Below are 18,073 nucleotides of genomic sequence, written 5' to 3' on the forward strand. Positions count from 1 at the left end.
CAGGTAGTGATTGATGCCGGAACGAGACAATTTAACAACAAACCGCCCCCAGTTAGCAGAACCGTCTCGTCCGGCAGGAAAGCATGCTAACACCTACATGAAGTTCCTGTCAGTGCCAGTCTCCGGCTCAACATCACCAAATCTGCTTTTCACCACTGCGGAGTAAGGGGTGCTACGCCCGGCTATGCAGGGGCAATTTTTTTCTCCTGTGTGCTTTCCGTTCCCCGTATTCGCTTCCGGTTAATCGTTTCCCAACACAACCCGTCCCGCAAGGGTAAATGGCACGCATTCTGCGCCCTTGCAGGACAGAACGATGCCGGGAAAGCGAACCGTCAGGCGATACGAAGACGAAAATCACACACTGGCGGAGAAAAAACCATGACGAATTCCCTGCATACCTCCCTGACAAGAGCCCCTAACGCCGCAGCGGCGACCAGCGTATCCCCGCTGGACCCGTCAGGCTCCTCAAAAACGAAATTTTCTAAAACCAGAACCGACATTTATCAGACCGTCACCGACAACATCATTGCAGCGCTGGAAGCCGGTGTTAAACCCTGGTCCTGCCCGTGGCAGCGTGTATCCGGCATGTCTGGATTGCCATCTAATTACGCCACCGGCGTAGCCTACAGTGGCATGAATATCATGTTGCTGTGGAGCAGTGCATCAAAACAGGGGTTCAGTGATTCACGCTGGTTGACCTATAAACAGGCGCAGATGGCAGGTGGACAGGTTCGCACGCGTGAACGTGGCACCACAGCCATTTTCTACACCACGCTGGAGAAGGAAAACGACGCCGGAGAAATTGACCATATCCCGATGCTGAAAACTTTCACCGTGTTTAACGTTCAGCAAATCGACGGCCTGCCCCTGACGACTGAAACTGTCAGTCCGGAAGCAACCTTTGACCCGTTGCCGCAGGCTGAGAATCTGTTACGGAAGAGTGGCGCAAACATCATTGAGAAAGGACAAAACGCCTTTTTCAACCCCTCAACTGATGAAGTCTGGCTACCGGAGCGCCATCTGTTTTCGAATGCGGCTAACTTCTACGCTACCGCCCTGCATGAGCTGGTTCACTGGAGTAGTGGCAAAAAACGCCTGAACCGTGAAATGAAAGGGAAGTTTGGCAGTGCCGATTATGCAGAGGAAGAACTGGTGGCGGAGCTGGGAAGTGCTTTTCTGATGGCGGACCTGGGGATTGATGGAGAGGTACAGCATGAAAGCTATATTGCTTCCTGGCTGAAAGCGCTGAAAAACGACAGGCGCTATATTTTCAAAGCGGCCAGCGCCGCCTCTAAAGCACATCGTTACCTGATGGATAAACTCTGAGACCGGAATCAGACAACCGCAAGGGAATGCGGTTACATGGTTTTTACCGGCAACGCTGCAAGGCGCAGACTGAGGCGGAACGCAGCACAGCGAGTACCGAACAGTCTGCGCCTCGCAGTGGAATAAAAAAATTCCGGCCTGGCGGTATCGCCGCCAGGCCGATGAGGCCATCACGATGGCCTGAGTAAAAGCTTATGTATAGCTGCCTAATGACAGGTGTTTCAGTTCATCAAAGGTATAAATGCGAAACACCCGACGGTGGCGTTCTTCCAGCGGGACGTGCTGATGGTTGATGATGACATGCCTGATGCTGTCAAACAGCAGTTCAAGCGCACGCTTCTTCTGTGGATCGGGCACAACATAAAAAACGTAAATCCACTGCTTGCGGGTACGTGCCAGCAGGTGGCTTGCCATGATCGACTGATAACGGGCCCGGGTTTTCAGGCGGCGCTCGGTTTCAATGGCAATAATGTTACCGTCAGGCAGTGTCAGTAACCCGTCCGGGCGATGTTTCACCTGATACTGGCTGATAAAAGTGGTCCGGTCGCCGTTAATCCATCCCGAAGCACCTTTTTTCTCCAGAATAAGCCTGGCGGCCTGATTATCAAGATGGTGCTCCAGCGTCCAGCCGGTGATTTTTGATGGTTCAAACCGCGCAGGAAAGATTTTATCATTCGGGGTTAATACCACCGCCAGCCCGTCGCTGGTGATCCCCCATAATGAAATCCTGATTGTCCGTGATTCAAGCATATGCTTCTGGATTAACCCCATTCGCTCCGTTTTTGCCAGCAGCGAATAAAGCGACTTATGATCCCGGAAACCAAATAACTGCATCAGCGTTTTAAAATCACTGTAGGTTTCTTCTTTCAGGAAGTTCAGCAGTTGTTTTATTTTTTCGTTGTTACGTGTCTGGCGCTCATGAAAGGACGAAATCAGCATAACCGCTCCTTAAAAATCCAGCGGGGACAGGTGTTCTTCATCATCAGGTTTCGGCTTTACCGGTTTTACTTCGATTTCGTCGAAGAAAAGAGCCGGGTGCGTTGTCATCACATCCGGCATGGCTGGTTTATCATCCTCGCTAAAATCCAGCATGATCTTCACCGGGGCTGCCGTTGCGGCAATATCAGGGGAAACTGAAAAGATTTTTAGCTGACGCTTTCTGACCTTTATCGGTGAAATCAGTGAGGCAGAAGGAAGCGTTTTTGTCGTAAAGATAAAGCTGACAAAATCGGGCAGGTTCAGGATCATATTACTGTCAATAAAGAAACGTTCGGCCTGGCGGATTGTACGCTCACTGTCGATGGTTTCCGTCAGCATATTATCCGTCTTGGCCTTGCGGAGTTCGTCATCCACCAGAATCGTGCCTGACATTCTCGCCACCCATTCCGCTGTATCCGGGTCCATAACCCGGTAAACCAGTTTGAATTTGGCATTTTCAACGACCGCACCGACAACGGCGTCACCTTTCAAATCTGCCGGGCAGTCTTTTAAATCGGCAATGGACTGGTGGTCCATAATAATATGCACGCCTTTATCACGCGCCGCACCTAAACCTTCCAGCGCTGGCCGGGATAAATGGTATTTCAGTTCGGAAAGATAAATAGCTATGGGGCGGGGGACGTTTGTTACACGGTTGCGCCTTTCTGCTAACTGGTAAAGGCGAACCAGCAGCATCCGCTGGGCGGTAATAATTTTACTGTTTCGCATGGAGCCGACAACATAACAGCAGCCGCCTTCATCAAATATGTGCTTAAGCGAAAAGCCTTCTGGTGAGTTAATGGCATTGAGTAATGCCTGCTCTTCAACCTTCCCAAAGAACGCTTTGATTTTTTCGGCAACTCCCTGAACGTAATCACCATTATAAACATCACGGATTGTTGCCGATGGATTATCACTGACAAATTGTGCGGCGATACGCGCGGCTTTTCGGTCGTCGATCCGATAAAAGTCAGATTCCTGACCTTTTTCCGCCAGACTGAAACCGGCAACAAACAATTCTTCCAGTTCATCGGGCGTGATATCTTCAATCAGATTTAACTGGTATTGCTGTTTTCGCAGGTCAATTAAGGCAAAGGGTTTGCCTGCATCCTCGCAGGCTTTGCGGTAAAGATGCGGTGCCCATTCATCATCCTTTGGGTCCATAACAAACACACCTTCACCAGCAATAATACTTTGATAAAGCAATATCCCGGTGGCAACCCCTTTACCGGCTCCGGTGGTGCCGATAATATCCGCGTGCTGTTTCTGCCAGTCTTTTAGCGGGAGATACATTGGTTCGTTCTCCCTGTCCATGCCGATAAATAGCCCTTTACTCAGGTCGATATAATGCAGCGGGTCATAATGCAGTGTTTCCGGTAGCAGGGATTTTACGGTGCGGACATCAGTACGTAATTCCCGTTCAAGGGTGGTCTTTTTAACAAGGCGTTTCTTTATTTTGTCCAGTTCCGGCGTGAATACCCGGCGAAGCATAATATGAAAAATAATCCCGGTTACAGTGAAAGCAATCCGTACTGACCACGCCAGTGCTGAGTTATCACTGGTGAGTCTGATTTTATACAGCCACTGAAAGGATCCGATAACTATCGGAGCCAGTGTGCCGGAGAGAAAACACAGCAGGGAAAAAGCAATAATCAGCTTTTTCCAGAGTGGAGCTTTCTGCCGTTCATCGCTTTTCATTGATGCAAAAAACGGCATCGTCAGCCCCGCTAATAACGCCAGCATCAGTTGTTGCTGTTGCACAAAAGCGAGCAGCACCAGCATCTCGTTCACTATCGGGGACAGTGAAGCGGCAAGCTTATTTAAAATCATCGAGCCTCCTTCGTCAGCGATTCGCCCCATGACATCGCCCCGTCAGTTCGCCCCACGGTGTCGGGCGAAAAGTCGGGGCGAGCGTATGGGGTAAAGAAGGTGGCCGCTGTGCGGCCATGTGCCGGAAAGCATGCTTCCCGGTACGAAACGGTGTGCGCCAGTACATGCGGGCTGGACGCCCTTATTGTCTGTCGCATGGGGGTAATGTCGTGGCTGGACGCCGCGCCAAAACCCCCAGGGTCAACGGCGGCACACCGTCGCACGCTACGCGCGACCACCCCCTTTAAGACGGTCGCTTTCGCCTTTTTCTTCCCTTTGCTCGTTCCTCGCTGCGGGAATAAAACGGAAGCTGACCTTTAAAGAGGGTGGTCGCGCCACGCTACCGGCTTTTGGCCGGAGACTTGGCTGCGACGGTGTGCGGGGCTGTGCCCCCCGGTAAACCGCTGTCGTGGGCGACAGCTTTTCGCTCGCTGGGGCGGCGAAATTTATCCGGCTCCCCCCGGCCTGCAAAATCCGCGTGGGCGCGGCTGTTTGCAGGTGAGGCGCGGTGCCTGAAATATTTTCGCTCCTTAATCCGCGAAAATATTTCTGTCCGCTGCCTCATTTTTACGGCCCCTGTTTCTTCGCTCCTTAATCCGCGAAAAACAGAAGCCGTAAAAACCTGAAAACCGTCATGCTCTGTGCCGTCTCGCCAGTATTAACCACGAACGCGGCCATATTTACTGATAATTTGACCGATGGCCGCCGGGTCTGCCAAATCACATTCACTTAAAAATAATTGTCTGGCATCGGCCGTATGGTCAGGAAGAAAGCCGTGTTTATTCTTTTTCACGATATTAAAGAATGCACGTTCAGCGGAATGACATTCACTGCCGCCGCCATTTCCGGTTGCTTTACCGTACATACATAACACCACTTCGCAGGCATCAGCAGCCAGTACAGTTGTTGAACATGACGCAATAACGCAGAACAATAATACGGAGGATATTGCTTTTTTCATTTCAGTTACCGTTATGATTAATGAAAGGTTACGTATTTTGATAATGTTATTTACCGGAGTTATTTTCTGAATGTCTCTTTCATGCTGTTTAAATGAACTGGCTTAAAGTAAATATCATGCATCCGGCGAACATCGCCGTGTATATCAATACTGACGATGACATCAATGCTTTTAAGTACCTTGCGTAACAACACATCAAAAGGAATGTTCCGGCAGTCAGGGTTTTCATAGCAGCGGTCAATGATCCCTTCAATGCATTCTTCCGGGCTGCCCGCATGCAGGGAGGTGATTAACCCCTCATGCCCGGAGCCGACAATTTTCAGCGCGTCCCACGCTTCCTGCCCACGAATTTCCGCCAGTAATATCCGGTCAGGGTTCATACGATAATTAGCCCGGATCAGTCTGCCAGGGGTGATAATGGCGTTATCCCCGGCATCCGCCGGGTAAAAAAGATGCACATAATTGGCATGGTGATAAAAACGGATTTCGGGATTATCCTCAATCGTTACCAGCCGGAGATGCAGCGGAATATAATGCAGCAGCGTTTTCATATAGGTGGTTTTGCCGGAGCCGGTTTCACCCACAATAAAAATCGTTTTGCCGTATTCCACCGCCTTTTCCATAAAGCGGGGAATATTCCCGCTGTGATATAACCGGACCAGTGCATTATCCTGGCTTTTCGTTTTTTCCTGACCGGCCACGCGCTGATAAAATCCCGCATCAATCCATGACTGATGTGTTTTCTGCTCAAACGAGGGTTTGCGCAGCGTAATGGACACCGTATTACGTTCGCAGGCCGGGGGAATAATCGCCTGAACACGTTCGCCGGATCCTAATGTTGCAGAAAGGATGGGTGATGTATCGTCAATATTATCGTCATGCCAGGACGCCAGCGCTCTGGCAAAAGCATGACACTGACGCAACGTGATGGGGGATGCCTGTTTTTGCCATTTTCCCCGAATTTTTGTATGCAGCTCACCCGGTCGGTTAACCGCAATTTCTGTCAGGCCATCCTGAGCAAGAAAATCACCAAACAGACGGTTTTTCATAAAATCCAGTGACAGGTTTTCAGCGCTCATACCATTTCTTTTTCAGCCGTAGTTGATAAACAGAGGAAAAATCAATATCCGTGCCGGTCATGATGCCGATCACATCGCCCTGGTTCAGGTACATCGTGGGCGGGATACTGATGCTGTTTTCCAGTGTCGTTTTCGCCATTTCCGCCGTGGCGGCGCGGGTGTTTTCGGTATAGTCAGTATTGCGGTCTTTACCCGGCGCGGCATCTGATGCCGCTGCCGCCACGTCCTGCACGGTACTGAGCATCAGGGCGTTGCCGAAACGCTCCCAGAAATGGCTGTCGATCCAGCCCGCGATCCCCGCCTCACCGAGGGGGCCGGTGGCCTGCGTATCGGTGAGCGGGATTTGCAGGCTGCCGGGCTCCGGCGTGCGCAGCTCCGTCCACAGCACAAACATCCGGCTGCGCCCATGTTGCAGTGCGCCGGTGCGGTAGACGCCACGGGCGACCGTTCCTGCCGGGATCAGCTTCACATGGTTACTGGCGCTCCAGACATTCTCACCGATCAGGCAGGAGATATGACCGCCAACATCGGATACGAAGCGCCGCATCATCGAACACGGAATATAACGATCCACGGGGATATAGAGATCAGGATCGAGGCCCAGCCGCCTGACACCAGTGACACGGGCAACGCCTGGATTGCCATTGTTATTGCTGTCTCCCGGTGCTGTCGTATCCGGGCAGCGCAGACGTCCATTTTCGCCACTGACCAGTACAGACTGACAGGATGTGTACGCCGTGGAGGCAGACGGGCTGCCCGACGTTCCCGCGTTGCTGCGCGATCCGCTTCGGAACGTGCGTGTATCGTCGCCTGACCCTGTGCTGCCGCTGTTCAGCCCGTTTGCCAGTGCTGCCGCCTTGTTCAGGGCGGGCGGCCCGGGCGGCAGAGCTGGTGTGGCCGGGGCGCTCTGACTGGCAGGGCCTGCGCTTTCCTGCCTCCCTGGCCCGAACAGGCCAAACGGGTTACTGTCCATGCCCAGATTCTTACGCTCCTGCTGCACCGCCCCGGAGGAGGGCGGCGGTGCGGTGTCAGATTCTTTCTCATCCCCCCTTTTCAGGGCGCTGAGAAGACGATCGCCACCGGATGCCAGGGCGATGACCAGGACCAGACTCAGCAGGCTGACTATCAGTGTACGGTGACCGGACGTCTTACGGAAACGGGTCACTTCCGGCTGGCCGGGCGGCGTTTTCTGCTCCGGCTCCTGATATGCCATTGCCGCGCGGGCGCGTTCGCGGGCTTCTGCTTCCCGTTCTGCGGTGGTTTTTTTCGGTTCGTCCGGGAAAGATTTGTCGGTCATTTTGCCTCCAGCGTAACGGAGGGTGAAACAGTGTCACTGTTGGTCAGCGGGATACGCCCGGATCCGTCGTTTTCGACCCCCACCACCGAGGTGCCGTAACGCAGAACCAGCTGCGTCGATGCCGGAACCACCACCACGGTGTAACTGCCCCGTTTAACCGTTCCGGGCGTGACCGCCTGCTCCTGGCCGTTAACCACCCGGAAAACGGAAGGCAGGGTCTTCGTGGGGGAAAAACCGATATACGCGAAACGACCGTCATCCCAGGTAAAGTCCGGGGCGATGAAGGCTGAGCCTGCTGCCACCCGTTTTGTATAGCGCCAGTTGCGCGGCGTGGTGGCCTGCCCGAATGCCGCCGCTATCCGCTGCCGGTCCAGTGCTTCCTGCTGATGTTGCTGACGGGCGGCGCTGGCGGCGGCAGTCTTTTTTCGCAGTTCGTCGGGATAGCGGTAGCGGATAACAAAGGCCTGAGCGGGCGAGTCGCGGTCCAGCACGTTCAGCTCCAGGCTGTAATCGCGCTTCGAGGTCACCACGAACAGATTGGTTTTCCAGTCTTTTGCCGTCGGCAGAAACACCTGGTTGACGTTGTTGCCGCTGGCATCCGTGACCGGCTGGGTAATCGGGTTCGGGCTGACGCCCACCCGGTTATCGCTTTTCGTCACGGTCCAGCCTCTGGGAAAACCCGCCTGCGCATCAATAACGGTTTCATCGTCGTCAAACATCAGCATGGTGACGTAACCGGGGCGGGTACTGACGACCGTGGCGTTCTGGCTGTTGTATGTGATGTTCTGCATCCGGCTGTCATACGCGCTGCCGCGCGGTGTCGCTGCGCTCCATGCCACGCATGACGCCAGTAAGCCAGAGAGGAGCAGGGTATGTTTCAGCATCATTCCCCCCTCAGCTCTTTATCGCGCTGGTAGCTGGTGACGATAAAGCCCAGCGGGTTGACTTCGCGCTGGCTGTCGGTCAGTTGCCGGTGCGGGACGTAGCGGTAAGTGAGACGGATATTCCACACATCCGTTTTCATAGAATTATCAGCAATACGACGAATTGTGCGCTTGATACGCAGTGTTGCCAGATTATCCGGCCCGGTGGCAGGCGCATGCACATTGGAAATAATGTCGATATAAACGACATATTCCGCCTTGTTAAAAATCACGTCCGGTGCCTGGTCGCCGTTAAACCCGTCCAGATAGTCCCGGTTCATGCTGTCGCTGTTAAATAACTGCACGTCGTCATAATCACGCTGGAGGGAGAAATAATTATATCCCTCGCGGAGTCTGACATAGTGTGCTGCCAGTGAATGCGCCAGTGCCTTTTCAGACGAAATATCCCGTTCCTTCACGCGGGTCATATATTCATAGCGCCCGGTCTGTTTATCCACTGACCATAATTCAGTGTCGGTGGTTTTCAGTGGCAGCAGAATAATAATGGCCGCAATCGCCATTGCGGCCAGAATCAGTCCGGTAGCGGCCACCCGCCAGGCGGTTTTTCGGGAACGCTCTTCCTTTTCCAACTGGATGGATTCAAAAGAGCGGGAAGCATTAAGAATGTTCTGAATATCAGGCATGGTGAGTCAGCTCCTGAATGATGGTGGGGGAATTCACCGGCTCGGGTTCGCCGGATACCGGCGGAAGGTCGCCCTGATGCCGTGCGCAGCCCGTCAGCGCGCACAGCATCAGAAGGATGATGCTGAATTTCATGGAAGCCCCTTATCGTATGGATGCAGAAATGCCGCACCGGTGGCGCTGGCCACGGCGTGACGGGGAAAAGGAAATTAACGGTCGGAAGGATTAACGGTAACGCTGCCGGTTCAGGCGTTTCATGCTTTCGATGGCGGCGGCGCGTTTCTGCCAGGCGCTCACGGTTTTACCCGCGCCTGCGCCGGCGAGCCTGCCGGCCGCCGCGGCGGCGGCCATGCCGCCTTTCGCAGCCAGGCGGGCTCCGCCCTTTACCCCCGGCCCGGCGAGGTCGGCGGATTTGTTCGCCAGTCCGCTCAGGCCACTCATGGCGGCACCCTGCAGCACTGCCTGTACGGCGGCCCCGCTGAGTGCGCTCGCGAGCTTCGCGGAGAACCAGACCACCACACCCGCTGCAATCCCGGCCAGCAGGCACTGCGCCGCCAGTGTTACCATATTGGTTTCAGCGGATGTTTTTGTTGCAGCATCCAGTATCTTATGCAGGTAATTAATGGCGATACGGATGGATAAAGCAGAAAACATGATCGTTAATATTGCCGCGAAAATTGTTCTCAGCCAGTTATCAAACATCGGCTTAAGAAAACCGTACAGCAGGCAGAAAATAAAGAGCGGCGCGGTGGTCGTCATTAACAGGATGGTGATTTCGGCGAGCAGATTGACAAAGGTGGCTGCCATCAGCAGGACAATAGAGCCGCCCCATACCAGGACTTCGGCAAGGCCACCATTCAGTTTGACGTAAGTTGAGGTGTCCATATTAAATAACTTTTGCCCCAGCGCCTGTGCCTTTTCCCAGACGGTATCGAGCAGCGCCCAGACGTTATCATCGCCGCTGATACCGTCTTTGAGTCCCTGGATAGCCGCTACCGCCATATCCAGCCAGCCATCAAGGTTTAACGCAAAGGTGGTGATCAGCAACATGCGGCCCACATCCCAGGCGACATCTTCAACCGGGGTCCGGAGTTTGCCAGCCAGCGTCTGATAACCGCGAAACAGTATAAACAGGGTAAAAGAGCTGACGATGATGACGCTGATCATCGTGCCGTAAGTGGAAGACTGACCTTCCAGTACGGCATTCAGTCCATCCATGATGTTTTTGTCCATACCAACAAAAATACCACCGGACATGGTGCCTCACCTGATATATAAAGAAAGGATATAGAAAACAGGGAGGATTCCCTGTTTTGCTGGAGGAGAAATTACTGTGTCACTGCATTTCGTTTTTCAGCTTCCTGCTGAAATATCGCCTCGAATTTCTCCTTAACCCCGGGCTGGCCTTCCTGTGCAAACATAAGTGCTGCCCGGTGGGCAAATTCGCAGTTATCGCTTGCCTCACCATCCTTCAGGCATTGCGTATAAACCACATAAGTTTCGTCAGGATGCTGCTTATACCAGGCTTCGGATTTGGTTTCCTTGCAGCCGGACAGTAATATCACGCCTGAGAGTGTGCATAAGGTGAATAAGGATCTGAGCATGGATAACCTCCTTATAAATTATTAAGGTCAGCAACAGGTGCCGTTAGTTGCTGCTGTTCAAAGGCTTTCTGTCTTTGCTGTTCCAGCAATGTCGTTCGCTGTTCAGCCTGTCTGACAGACATCTCCCACTGATTCGTCAGCGCATTTAACTGTACGCTTTTCGCCGCGATGGCGTTAGCCAGATCCTGAGACTCTTTCGAGTCCTGCGCATTTGATATACGGTCAGATAAGTCTGATATGTCGCTGAGTGTGCTGTTAATCCTGTTTTCAACGTCAGTGGTATTCTCAATCGCCATTGCCTGATTGAGGATCATCTGTTTACAACTGTCGGCCAGGGCCTGAGACTTTATTCCTTCCTGTTCCTCGCTGCATACGCTGAACGATTTGTATTTATTGTAAAGGTTTTGCAGTTCAGCAGAATATGAACTGTTCTGCGTGGTCAGCAGATCATGCAGTGAAATACCGTTCTTACGGAGATTATCAATATCGGTTTTCAGGCTTCTGGCATCACTGAGAAAACCCTGAATATCCCGCACGCCGGTTGCGGTAGCCAGTTGCTTCTTATATGCATCAAGTTCACTTTTATAATGGGTAACTGTATCCTCCCATTGCTGTAGTTTCTGCATCCACTGGTTAATGGATTCGGTATTCTGCACGGCGTCAAAAACCGGTATTCCGGCGCTGAACGCCTGTGCTGAGAAAAATAACGATAATGCCAGAAGGTGATTCCTGGAACGCATTGATATTACCTCCGGTTGGCTTTCAGATTGCCCGGTCAAGAAACGTATCTTTCCATTCATCAGGTCGCATACCGTCCTGATAAATGGCATCGAATATTTTCAGGTTGTCTTCACTGGCGCTGAGAAGTCGGGTGAGTTTACCCAGTCCGGACAGATCCATTTTCGCCATTGCCACAAACGGGCGGGTTTCTCCGGCCCGCAGCGGTGTTTTCAGGATGACCATATAATGCTCGCCCGGATCCAGGTTCCTGACCGTCTCATAAACGCTGTCCGGCACTTTCATTTTCTCCACGTAATCTGTATAGCTGGCTTTCGGATTGGCGAGGAAAATCTGGGTACCGCACTGCTCAATAATCGCCGGGGCGATGGGATGTCTGACGATTTCATCCGGTGACTGTGTTGCCGGGACGAAGATCCCGTTCAGCTTACGGATAACTTTCAGCATATTGAGCGAGAAACGGGAAAATTCGACATCGGCCAGCCAGCGCCAGAACTCATCCATAAACATCACCAGGCGGCGACCGTCCAGAAGACTGGTCACACGGTACAGCAGGTAAAAGGTCACGGGACCGCGAATATCGTCATCATCCAGAAATTCGGTGCCGTCGATACCAACGTTATCGACATCGCTGATGGTGAAAGTATCAGCCTCGTTATCAAACACCCAGCCGAACTCGCCCCCCTGCGCCCACTGTTTCAGGCGAATACGCAGCCCGTTGGTGCGGGCGTCTGTGGTCGGCGGCTCCGGCAGCACTTCCAGCAGCCGGGTGATCCCGTACCGACGGTACTCCGGCGGGTAGTCCAGCATGATGGTGTCCACGGCGGCACTGATCCGCTCCTCATCGCGCGGATCGAGCGGCTTACCGTTGCGGCGGCACAGCATGCGCACCAGCCGTTTGATGAAACTGATGTTCCGGCGGGTTGGCTCCAGCGCAAACGGGTTGAAGCCGGTGGACTCGCCGGTACGGATGCGGAAATAACGCCCGCCCGCCTGGCGGATCGCCATTTCCGCCGCCCGATCCTTATCGAAATACACCGTGGTCAGCCGTTTGTTGGTGGCAGAAGGCGCAAATGTCGCCGGGTTGCGGTACTTCTGCATCAGTTGTTGCATGACAGTCATCAGCAGGGTTTTGCCTGAACCGGTTTTCCCGATAATCGCCGTATTCCCCGGCGTTTTCTCACCGGTGTCATCTCGCCTGGCCTGGCTGTCGTGCAGGTTCAGGTAATACCCGCCACCACCGGGAGATGTGAGGATGGCGATGGCTTCCCCCCATGGATTGCCGCTGCGTTTGTGGGGATGGAAGTTATGCAGGCAGGCCATATCGGCAAAATTCTGGCTGCTGACGGCCACCAGTCGGGGGCGCAGCGTATAGACACCCGGCAGTTGTGCCAGATATGCAGCGGGCAGTGACATGGAGGAAAGCGTCGTCATAATGCCGAGATCGGCGAAAGGCTGCGCCAGCATGTTGGTATCTTTCACCACCTGAGTGGCGTTGTCCGACGACACCAGCAGGGAAAAGTGGAATTTCCCGCAGGACACATGCCCGGACTGGAGCAGGTCGCGCAGTACTGTCAGCTCTTCACGTTGCGACAGCGCGTCATCGTCTGCCGAATTCAGTCGTTTTTCCGCCAGCCGGATATGATTCTGCGCCTCATCCCGTGCCATACAGGTAAAGGACTGCGTCAGAACATACTCGCTTTCGGCGTACAGCAGCGCATCCAGCATACCGGTATGGGTTTCCGGGGAATAATCCTTAATCTCCAGGCTACGGAAGAAGCGGGAGCCGCCGACCGTCCGGCATTCACCGGTGTCGGTGGTGAAAAACACGTCCGGCGTACTGAGCGTTTCATAAAATGGTGAGCGCGTTACGGCCACCTTCTGCCACCGACCGGTAAGCAGACGATGGAAGAACGCCAGTTGTGAGGAATACACGCGACCATTTTCTTCATATATCCCCAGCGGCGTTGCCATATAGCGGGATAATGAAGATTCCAGTGCTTCACGGTATTCCTGCATGATTTTGAGCGCGTCATCCAGTGCTGGCTGGCGTTTACCGTGCGACTGCGCCTTCATGGTTTTCTTCTCAATCTGAGAGAACGGTGCGTAGCAGACGGAGAAAAACAGCCGGTGCCGCCAGAACGGTTTTTCTTTTACCGGCTGGTAATACCGACGTGTTATCTCATCGGAAAAGGGAATGCCCGAACAGGCTTCAAAAGCATCATGATATTTTTCACGGAGCCGGTGAATATATAATGTTACCGGCAGACCCTCATACGAACGAATAACGTTATTCAGATGCGTGGCCATCAGGGTCAGGTGATGTTCATCTTCACATTCAAAGACCGTGCCGCCCAGCTCCCAGGTGGCAACAAAATCACGGTGACGATTTCTGATGACGTAAGGGTGAATATGGGAGGAATACGGAATATACTTATCCAGCGTGATACGCTCGTTTAATTTCATTTTCTGAATAAACTCCGATACATCAACGTTATCGTACTGGTTTGCCAGAAGGGCATTTGCACCAAAATAGTTATTGGTGAAAAGCCGCCCACGGGTTTTAAATGCCAGCCAGAGCAGCCCAAAATAATGGATATCCTTACGGGCTTTATTTTTCATTTCCGCCCAGGCCGGGATCAGCAACAGTACCAGGTAATAGCTGACATAGACCGCCAGCAGGACGATGGCCCCGCTGACAAGAACGAACGGCACCAGAGGAATGCCCATAATGGCGGCTGGCCGCGTAAGTGCTTTATTCAGCGTAGCCATCGTTGCCTCCCTTATGATGCCCAGTAGGCACCGAAGCCGGACGCGCCAACAATCAGGATCGCGCCGATGATGACGTTACGTATGTCATGCAGGCTCTTGCCATCGAACAGCACCTTGTAGCCCACCCACATGGTTGCCAGCGTGATGGTGACGGCGGCCAGTCCCAGCAGACCGGTTGAGGTGTTGCTCAGTGTTTCATTCGCCTTGTTAAATCCGCCATCTACCGCCAGCGCCGGAGTGGACAGCAGGAGTGAAGCAGCAACTATATTGCATTGACGCATGATCATTTCTCCTCGTGAATGACAACAGGAACGGTGCCGCGAATGACGGCGTTGGGATAATGGAGGGAAGTCAGGACCGGCGCAGTGGCACCGACAGGCTCGCCGCTCAGTACAACGGCGGGATAACGGACAGAGGGCTGTACGTTCCGGTCAGGGGTACGCTGCCGGTCTTCCCGCGTGGACGGGACGACATAGCCAATGCGCTGTACGTAGCTGGTCTGGTTAAAGGCGGATTCTGGTCGCAGGCCGGTTTCAAAGTTGCCGGAGTAGTAACAACTGAGCGCCCGTTTCAGGGTGCCGCCGCGCCGGTAACAGTCATCGAGAATGCGCTCAAATACCGACAGATTGACGCAAGGGTTAAGCAGGTCGCTGGCCGTGACGCCGTAATGGCGGAAATTGGTGCTGGTGATTTGCATCAGGCCGACCGAATAGCGTCTGCCCCGTGCTGCCAGCCGTCCGGTGAGGCGGATCGCCTCCGACAGGCTCGTGGGGAAATGTGAAATCACGCCCCGGCTGTCTGGCAGAATTTCAGCAATGGCGTAAGGGTGGAAACCGGATTCGACCCGCGCCACGTCAAGCGACGTGGACGGGTGAATACTGGCGGCGCACTGCACCGCCAGTGCCAGAAAGGCAGTGGTGGAAAGCATGCTGGCCTCGTAACAGAGAGACTGGCGGCTTACAGAAAAGTACGCCGCCGGAGGAGAGGAAGAGAAAATGGATTAAGCGGCAGAGGCATCCTGCGAAATGTCGCTGTCTTCTCTGGGTTCGAGCAGCACCAGCCTGCCGGAAACAGCAATACCGGGTATCAGCACGATATTCAGGCCGGGCTTGCCGTTATGCGCGAAGCCCACGCCAACTTTTGTCCAGTACGTGTTTTTTTCACCCTGTGCATTGGGCTGGCTTTCCTGAGTGACAAAGACGTGATAAACGGGTTTCCTCATGGAATTTCCTTTAATCAAAACAACAGTGAATGAAATAAACCGATCACATCCCGATTCTGCATTCCGGTTTTAACGGGTCAGCGAGAACATTCAGCGGCACCCTGAATTGTGGTTACGTGACAGCCTGATCCCGGTTGTTAAAGAGCGATACCTGGCCCGGACGAATTAACGTCCATCAAGGCAACCATGCAGTAATGGCATTTTCAGATTCATATATTTTGCCAGGGATATAAATGATAAAGTCAAAATGAAAATAAGAGAGATATCCTGACAAGGATTATCATATGCGGAAGGAAAGCGAAATATACGTAGCAGACAATAAATAGGTATTTATATTTTCATAGAACCAGAAAGACATGCAGGGAAATAATATCCCCGCACGTCTTTATCGCTATTATCAGCGTCTGCAACGCTCAAGTTGTTCCTGACATTCGGTACAAGTTGCTATGCCAGGCAGTGTCTGCCGTCGTTTTTCAGGAATGGGTTTACCACATACACGACAGCAGAATAATGATGGCGTTGGTCCCGGTTTAAAGCGATTCTGCTCAATCATCTCCTCCAGTCGCTGTTCATTAAATTCCTGATCGCGATCGATCTCATCCGGCATATGACGTCCTCCTGTCAGCGGCAACTTCCTGTTCGCAAAGTGCAATACGCTTCCAGACCGTAGTGAGTAAAAGTCCTTCGGTCTTCGGCAGTAGGGCTTCCGTCACCTGCATCATAGCCATCAGAGCATCAGGCGATTCAAGGTTTTCCACCCGGCACTGTTGCCATTGCAGCCAGATAGCCGCATCCGTCTTTTCATCCGGTTCAGGTGTCCGGCCATACGGCACGCTGACACCCAGCAACCTACGGCGAAGGCAGACTTCATTTGATGTCAGGCCAAAATAGTGGTTGAGCAACGCGATAGAGCCACCCAGGCGGATAGCCCGGTTAATCTCCTGTTGATGCCGGTATTCTTGGCGGGCCTGCGCCAGTAAATGATGCAGAACATCATGGCGGACAATGATCGAAACAAAGGGTGCCGCCGCCCGGCTGACAGTAAACAGTTCATCAAGGGATAACTGATCAAGAGCATTTATTTCGTCGATAGTAAATCCCAGAGATTCACAGTGGCGAATATTGCCTTCTTTCAGTGCATGCAATGCATTGGCTATGATGGAGTAATTAATTGATGGGATCATCCGGTTATCGCCTCATGCTATTTCTGGAGAAGTTCAGAAAATAAAAAATAGATGGACATTTTCAACTGCCCTCGCGTCCGGATAATTTCAGGTTGATCCACTCATCAATTTCGGATTCAAGCCATGCCACACTGGATGGGCCTATCTTGATTGAACGAGGAAAGGTTCCGTTTTTCATATACAGGTAAATCTGAGAGCGTTTAAGACCGGTTTTTTCTTCAACCTGTTTCAGACGTAATAACTGATGTGCTGTCATCGTTTTCTCCTGTGGTGGAAATAAACGGGGTAAGCCCGGAGACAACAAAAAAACACGGTGAAAGGTGAAGGAAAAGCTAATGAACCCGTATTAAGCGCGGGTAACCTCTTAATACGGGTTATGTATCGAGACGGATAAATATCTGATCAGTTAGATAAGGATGTAGAAGAAGGAGAACCCCGTTCCAGCGCATTTTTCAGCGTATCGCCACTCAGATGGTCTGTAATACCATCATGAAAGGCCCACTGTTCAAAAATGGACAGAAGTTTATAGGGCTGCCGGATTAGTGGGCTGATCGTCTCATTATGTTTGCAGGCCAGCCAGAAAAAACGAGATAATGGTGTTGATATTCGTGTTGAAGATAATGGTTTCATTTTGTTCTTAATCTCTATGTTAATGAATTTATCAAGTTCAGCGTGTCGAATGACAAACCAGGCATCCCGAGGTAGAACATGAGCCGGGAAATACTCTTTTTCCAGGTAATCGTGTATCCTCTGAGAGAATATTTCTTCATGTACATCTTGTGAAATATTTTTAGGGAGTTGCATGATTTTTTGTTTTATTCTTTTTTTCCACGTTACCCTGTCGAATAGTTGATATATTTCCCCCTGTAAGCTGACTGTTATGCCATGATTAAAATCAATGGCTCCTGTTACAGGTAAGGGGATTTTAAGGGAATGGGCAAGTAATCTCTGTATTAGAACATATTCATATCCAATCAATGGAGTATCAATAACTCTCTGTGTGGGCATGATATATTTGCCAGCAGTGCTAATAATAAAGTTATGCCCGTTAAGAAAGGTTTTTTTGTCAAGAAGGCATAAACGATTTATTAATGACATTTCAGATGTTCTAAGCCTTACTTTGTAGCCTGACCTTTGAATTTTCCGTAATGTAAATGGCGACTGAAAGTAAATGGAGAGACGAATGCTACCATGTAGTGCATGCCTGTAAATGTCACTTTTTTTTAATTTCCAACCTTTTTTATTTATTATCTCGACTGCTTCACTTATAGTCAGCCAGTCAGGCGAACTATGTTTTGTATTTGATAATGGTTGTTTTTTTGACATGATAATTCTCCTCTGTTTTTATTGGTTTTTTCAAAAAAAATTCATAAAATTTCTCAGTGGAATTTATTTCAGGGTGCGGTATCTATTATGTTGTGAGGTCTGGATTATTTTGAAACGGAGGCTGCTTAGCGCTTCAGGCCCCCGTGTTCGGC

At 51.9% G+C, this 18,073-nt stretch carries 20 protein-coding genes; 1 reads left to right on the plus strand and 19 read right to left on the minus strand.

Going from position 1 to position 18,073, the window contains the following annotated elements:
* Positions 1–378: 378 nt before the first annotated feature.
* Complete coding sequence (locus QMN93_RS10770; RefSeq protein ID WP_200022174.1) at positions 379–1,326, plus strand: ArdC family protein; 948 nt, start codon at positions 379–381, stop codon at positions 1,324–1,326.
* A 192-nt stretch (positions 1,327–1,518) separates the two neighbouring features.
* On the opposite strand, the gene mobC is transcribed toward QMN93_RS10770, so the two are convergent.
* From mobC to QMN93_RS10865, 19 genes are all read right to left on the minus strand, one after another.
* Positions 1,519–2,265 carry a MobC family replication-relaxation protein gene (gene mobC / locus QMN93_RS10775; protein WP_081178134.1) on the minus strand — a complete coding sequence of 249 codons (747 nt, stop codon included), beginning with the start codon at positions 2,263–2,265 and terminating at the stop codon, positions 1,519–1,521.
* A gap of 9 nt (positions 2,266–2,274) precedes the next feature.
* On the minus strand, positions 2,275–4,134 hold the full coding sequence (locus QMN93_RS10780; protein WP_081178132.1) for a type IV secretory system conjugative DNA transfer family protein: 1,860 nt from the start codon (positions 4,132–4,134) through the stop codon (positions 2,275–2,277).
* Positions 4,135–4,831: 697 nt separating this feature from the next.
* Complete coding sequence (locus tag QMN93_RS10785; protein WP_080899431.1) at positions 4,832–5,134, minus strand: TrbM/KikA/MpfK family conjugal transfer protein; 303 nt, start codon at positions 5,132–5,134, stop codon at positions 4,832–4,834.
* A 59-nt stretch (positions 5,135–5,193) separates the two neighbouring features.
* Positions 5,194–6,213: a P-type DNA transfer ATPase VirB11 gene (virB11, locus tag QMN93_RS10790; protein ID WP_032454847.1), complete on the minus strand. Its 1,020-nt coding sequence runs from the start codon at positions 6,211–6,213 to the stop codon at positions 5,194–5,196.
* Positions 6,203–7,510: a VirB10/TraB/TrbI family type IV secretion system protein gene (virB10, locus tag QMN93_RS10795; protein WP_032454848.1), complete on the minus strand. Its 1,308-nt coding sequence runs from the start codon at positions 7,508–7,510 to the stop codon at positions 6,203–6,205. The genes virB11 and virB10 overlap by 11 nt, the downstream gene beginning before the upstream one ends.
* Positions 7,507–8,397, minus strand: coding sequence for a P-type conjugative transfer protein VirB9 (gene virB9, locus QMN93_RS10800; RefSeq protein ID WP_170993359.1), 891 nt, complete (start codon positions 8,395–8,397; stop codon positions 7,507–7,509). Before virB9 ends, virB10 begins: the two co-directional genes overlap by 4 nt.
* Positions 8,394–9,077 (minus strand): virB8 family protein, encoded by a 684-nt coding sequence (locus QMN93_RS10805; RefSeq protein ID WP_032454850.1) that lies wholly within the window; start codon positions 9,075–9,077, stop codon positions 8,394–8,396. Before QMN93_RS10805 ends, virB9 begins: the two co-directional genes overlap by 4 nt.
* Positions 9,070–9,210 (minus strand): hypothetical protein, encoded by a 141-nt coding sequence (locus QMN93_RS10810; RefSeq protein WP_032454851.1) that lies wholly within the window; start codon positions 9,208–9,210, stop codon positions 9,070–9,072. Before QMN93_RS10810 ends, QMN93_RS10805 begins: the two co-directional genes overlap by 8 nt.
* Positions 9,211–9,300: 90 nt before the next feature.
* A complete protein-coding gene (locus tag QMN93_RS10815) occupies positions 9,301–10,332 on the minus strand; it encodes a type IV secretion system protein (RefSeq protein WP_061069979.1) in 1,032 nt (343 codons plus the stop codon).
* Positions 10,333–10,403: 71 nt separating this feature from the next.
* On the minus strand, positions 10,404–10,679 hold the full coding sequence (locus QMN93_RS10820; RefSeq protein WP_032454819.1) for an EexN family lipoprotein: 276 nt from the start codon (positions 10,677–10,679) through the stop codon (positions 10,404–10,406).
* Positions 10,680–10,690: 11 nt separating this feature from the next.
* A complete protein-coding gene (locus QMN93_RS10825; RefSeq protein ID WP_032454820.1) occupies positions 10,691–11,419 on the minus strand; it encodes a type IV secretion system protein in 729 nt (242 codons plus the stop codon).
* A gap of 22 nt (positions 11,420–11,441) precedes the next feature.
* Positions 11,442–14,189, minus strand: a complete 2,748-nt coding sequence (locus tag QMN93_RS10830) for a VirB3 family type IV secretion system protein (protein WP_032454821.1) — start codon at positions 14,187–14,189, stop codon at positions 11,442–11,444.
* Positions 14,190–14,200: 11 nt separating this feature from the next.
* On the minus strand, positions 14,201–14,476 hold the full coding sequence (locus QMN93_RS10835) for a TrbC/VirB2 family protein (protein ID WP_200022178.1): 276 nt from the start codon (positions 14,474–14,476) through the stop codon (positions 14,201–14,203).
* Positions 14,473–15,117, minus strand: a complete 645-nt coding sequence (locus QMN93_RS10840; RefSeq protein ID WP_032454823.1) for a lytic transglycosylase domain-containing protein — start codon at positions 15,115–15,117, stop codon at positions 14,473–14,475. The genes QMN93_RS10835 and QMN93_RS10840 overlap by 4 nt, the downstream gene beginning before the upstream one ends.
* Before the next feature lie 72 nt (positions 15,118–15,189).
* Positions 15,190–15,411: a hypothetical protein gene (locus tag QMN93_RS10845; protein ID WP_081178126.1), complete on the minus strand. Its 222-nt coding sequence runs from the start codon at positions 15,409–15,411 to the stop codon at positions 15,190–15,192.
* Positions 15,412–15,808: 397 nt separating this feature from the next.
* Positions 15,809–16,018, minus strand: coding sequence for a TraR/DksA family transcriptional regulator (locus QMN93_RS10850; RefSeq protein WP_032454825.1), 210 nt, complete (start codon positions 16,016–16,018; stop codon positions 15,809–15,811).
* Entirely contained in the window at positions 16,008–16,595 is a 588-nt protein-coding gene (locus QMN93_RS10855) for a DUF2857 domain-containing protein (protein WP_032454826.1), read from the minus strand. The genes QMN93_RS10850 and QMN93_RS10855 overlap by 11 nt, the downstream gene beginning before the upstream one ends.
* A 61-nt stretch (positions 16,596–16,656) precedes the next feature.
* Positions 16,657–16,851, minus strand: coding sequence for an AlpA family transcriptional regulator (locus QMN93_RS10860; RefSeq protein WP_032454827.1), 195 nt, complete (start codon positions 16,849–16,851; stop codon positions 16,657–16,659).
* 146 nt (positions 16,852–16,997) lie between these two features.
* Complete coding sequence (locus tag QMN93_RS10865; protein WP_323619250.1) at positions 16,998–17,921, minus strand: hypothetical protein; 924 nt, start codon at positions 17,919–17,921, stop codon at positions 16,998–17,000.
* Between the last annotated feature and the right edge of the window lie 152 nt (positions 17,922–18,073).

The sequence above is a fragment of the Enterobacter sp. R-1.6.2 genome (assembly GCF_035064085.1).
GTDB classification, from domain to species: Bacteria; Pseudomonadota; Gammaproteobacteria; order Enterobacterales; family Enterobacteriaceae; genus Enterobacter; species Enterobacter asburiae_B.

Coding starts and splice junctions, on each gene's coding strand:
- QMN93_RS10770 (WP_200022174.1), top strand. CDS start 379: ATGACGAATTCCCTGCATACCTCCCTGACAAGAGCCCCTAACGCCGCA.
- mobC (WP_081178134.1), bottom strand. CDS start 2,265: ATGCTGATTTCGTCCTTTCATGAGCGCCAGACACGTAACAACGAAAAA.
- QMN93_RS10780 (WP_081178132.1), bottom strand. CDS start 4,134: ATGATTTTAAATAAGCTTGCCGCTTCACTGTCCCCGATAGTGAACGAG.
- QMN93_RS10785 (WP_080899431.1), bottom strand. CDS start 5,134: ATGAAAAAAGCAATATCCTCCGTATTATTGTTCTGCGTTATTGCGTCA.
- virB11 (WP_032454847.1), bottom strand. CDS start 6,213: ATGAGCGCTGAAAACCTGTCACTGGATTTTATGAAAAACCGTCTGTTT.
- virB10 (WP_032454848.1), bottom strand. CDS start 7,510: ATGACCGACAAATCTTTCCCGGACGAACCGAAAAAAACCACCGCAGAA.
- virB9 (WP_170993359.1), bottom strand. CDS start 8,397: ATGATGCTGAAACATACCCTGCTCCTCTCTGGCTTACTGGCGTCATGC.
- QMN93_RS10805 (WP_032454850.1), bottom strand. CDS start 9,077: ATGCCTGATATTCAGAACATTCTTAATGCTTCCCGCTCTTTTGAATCC.
- QMN93_RS10810 (WP_032454851.1), bottom strand. CDS start 9,210: ATGAAATTCAGCATCATCCTTCTGATGCTGTGCGCGCTGACGGGCTGC.
- QMN93_RS10815 (WP_061069979.1), bottom strand. CDS start 10,332: ATGTCCGGTGGTATTTTTGTTGGTATGGACAAAAACATCATGGATGGA.
- QMN93_RS10820 (WP_032454819.1), bottom strand. CDS start 10,679: ATGCTCAGATCCTTATTCACCTTATGCACACTCTCAGGCGTGATATTA.
- QMN93_RS10825 (WP_032454820.1), bottom strand. CDS start 11,419: ATGCGTTCCAGGAATCACCTTCTGGCATTATCGTTATTTTTCTCAGCA.
- QMN93_RS10830 (WP_032454821.1), bottom strand. CDS start 14,189: ATGGCTACGCTGAATAAAGCACTTACGCGGCCAGCCGCCATTATGGGC.
- QMN93_RS10835 (WP_200022178.1), bottom strand. CDS start 14,476: ATGATCATGCGTCAATGCAATATAGTTGCTGCTTCACTCCTGCTGTCC.
- QMN93_RS10840 (WP_032454823.1), bottom strand. CDS start 15,117: ATGCTTTCCACCACTGCCTTTCTGGCACTGGCGGTGCAGTGCGCCGCC.
- QMN93_RS10845 (WP_081178126.1), bottom strand. CDS start 15,411: ATGAGGAAACCCGTTTATCACGTCTTTGTCACTCAGGAAAGCCAGCCC.
- QMN93_RS10850 (WP_032454825.1), bottom strand. CDS start 16,018: ATGCCGGATGAGATCGATCGCGATCAGGAATTTAATGAACAGCGACTG.
- QMN93_RS10855 (WP_032454826.1), bottom strand. CDS start 16,595: ATGATCCCATCAATTAATTACTCCATCATAGCCAATGCATTGCATGCA.
- QMN93_RS10860 (WP_032454827.1), bottom strand. CDS start 16,851: ATGACAGCACATCAGTTATTACGTCTGAAACAGGTTGAAGAAAAAACC.
- QMN93_RS10865 (WP_323619250.1), bottom strand. CDS start 17,921: ATGTCAAAAAAACAACCATTATCAAATACAAAACATAGTTCGCCTGAC.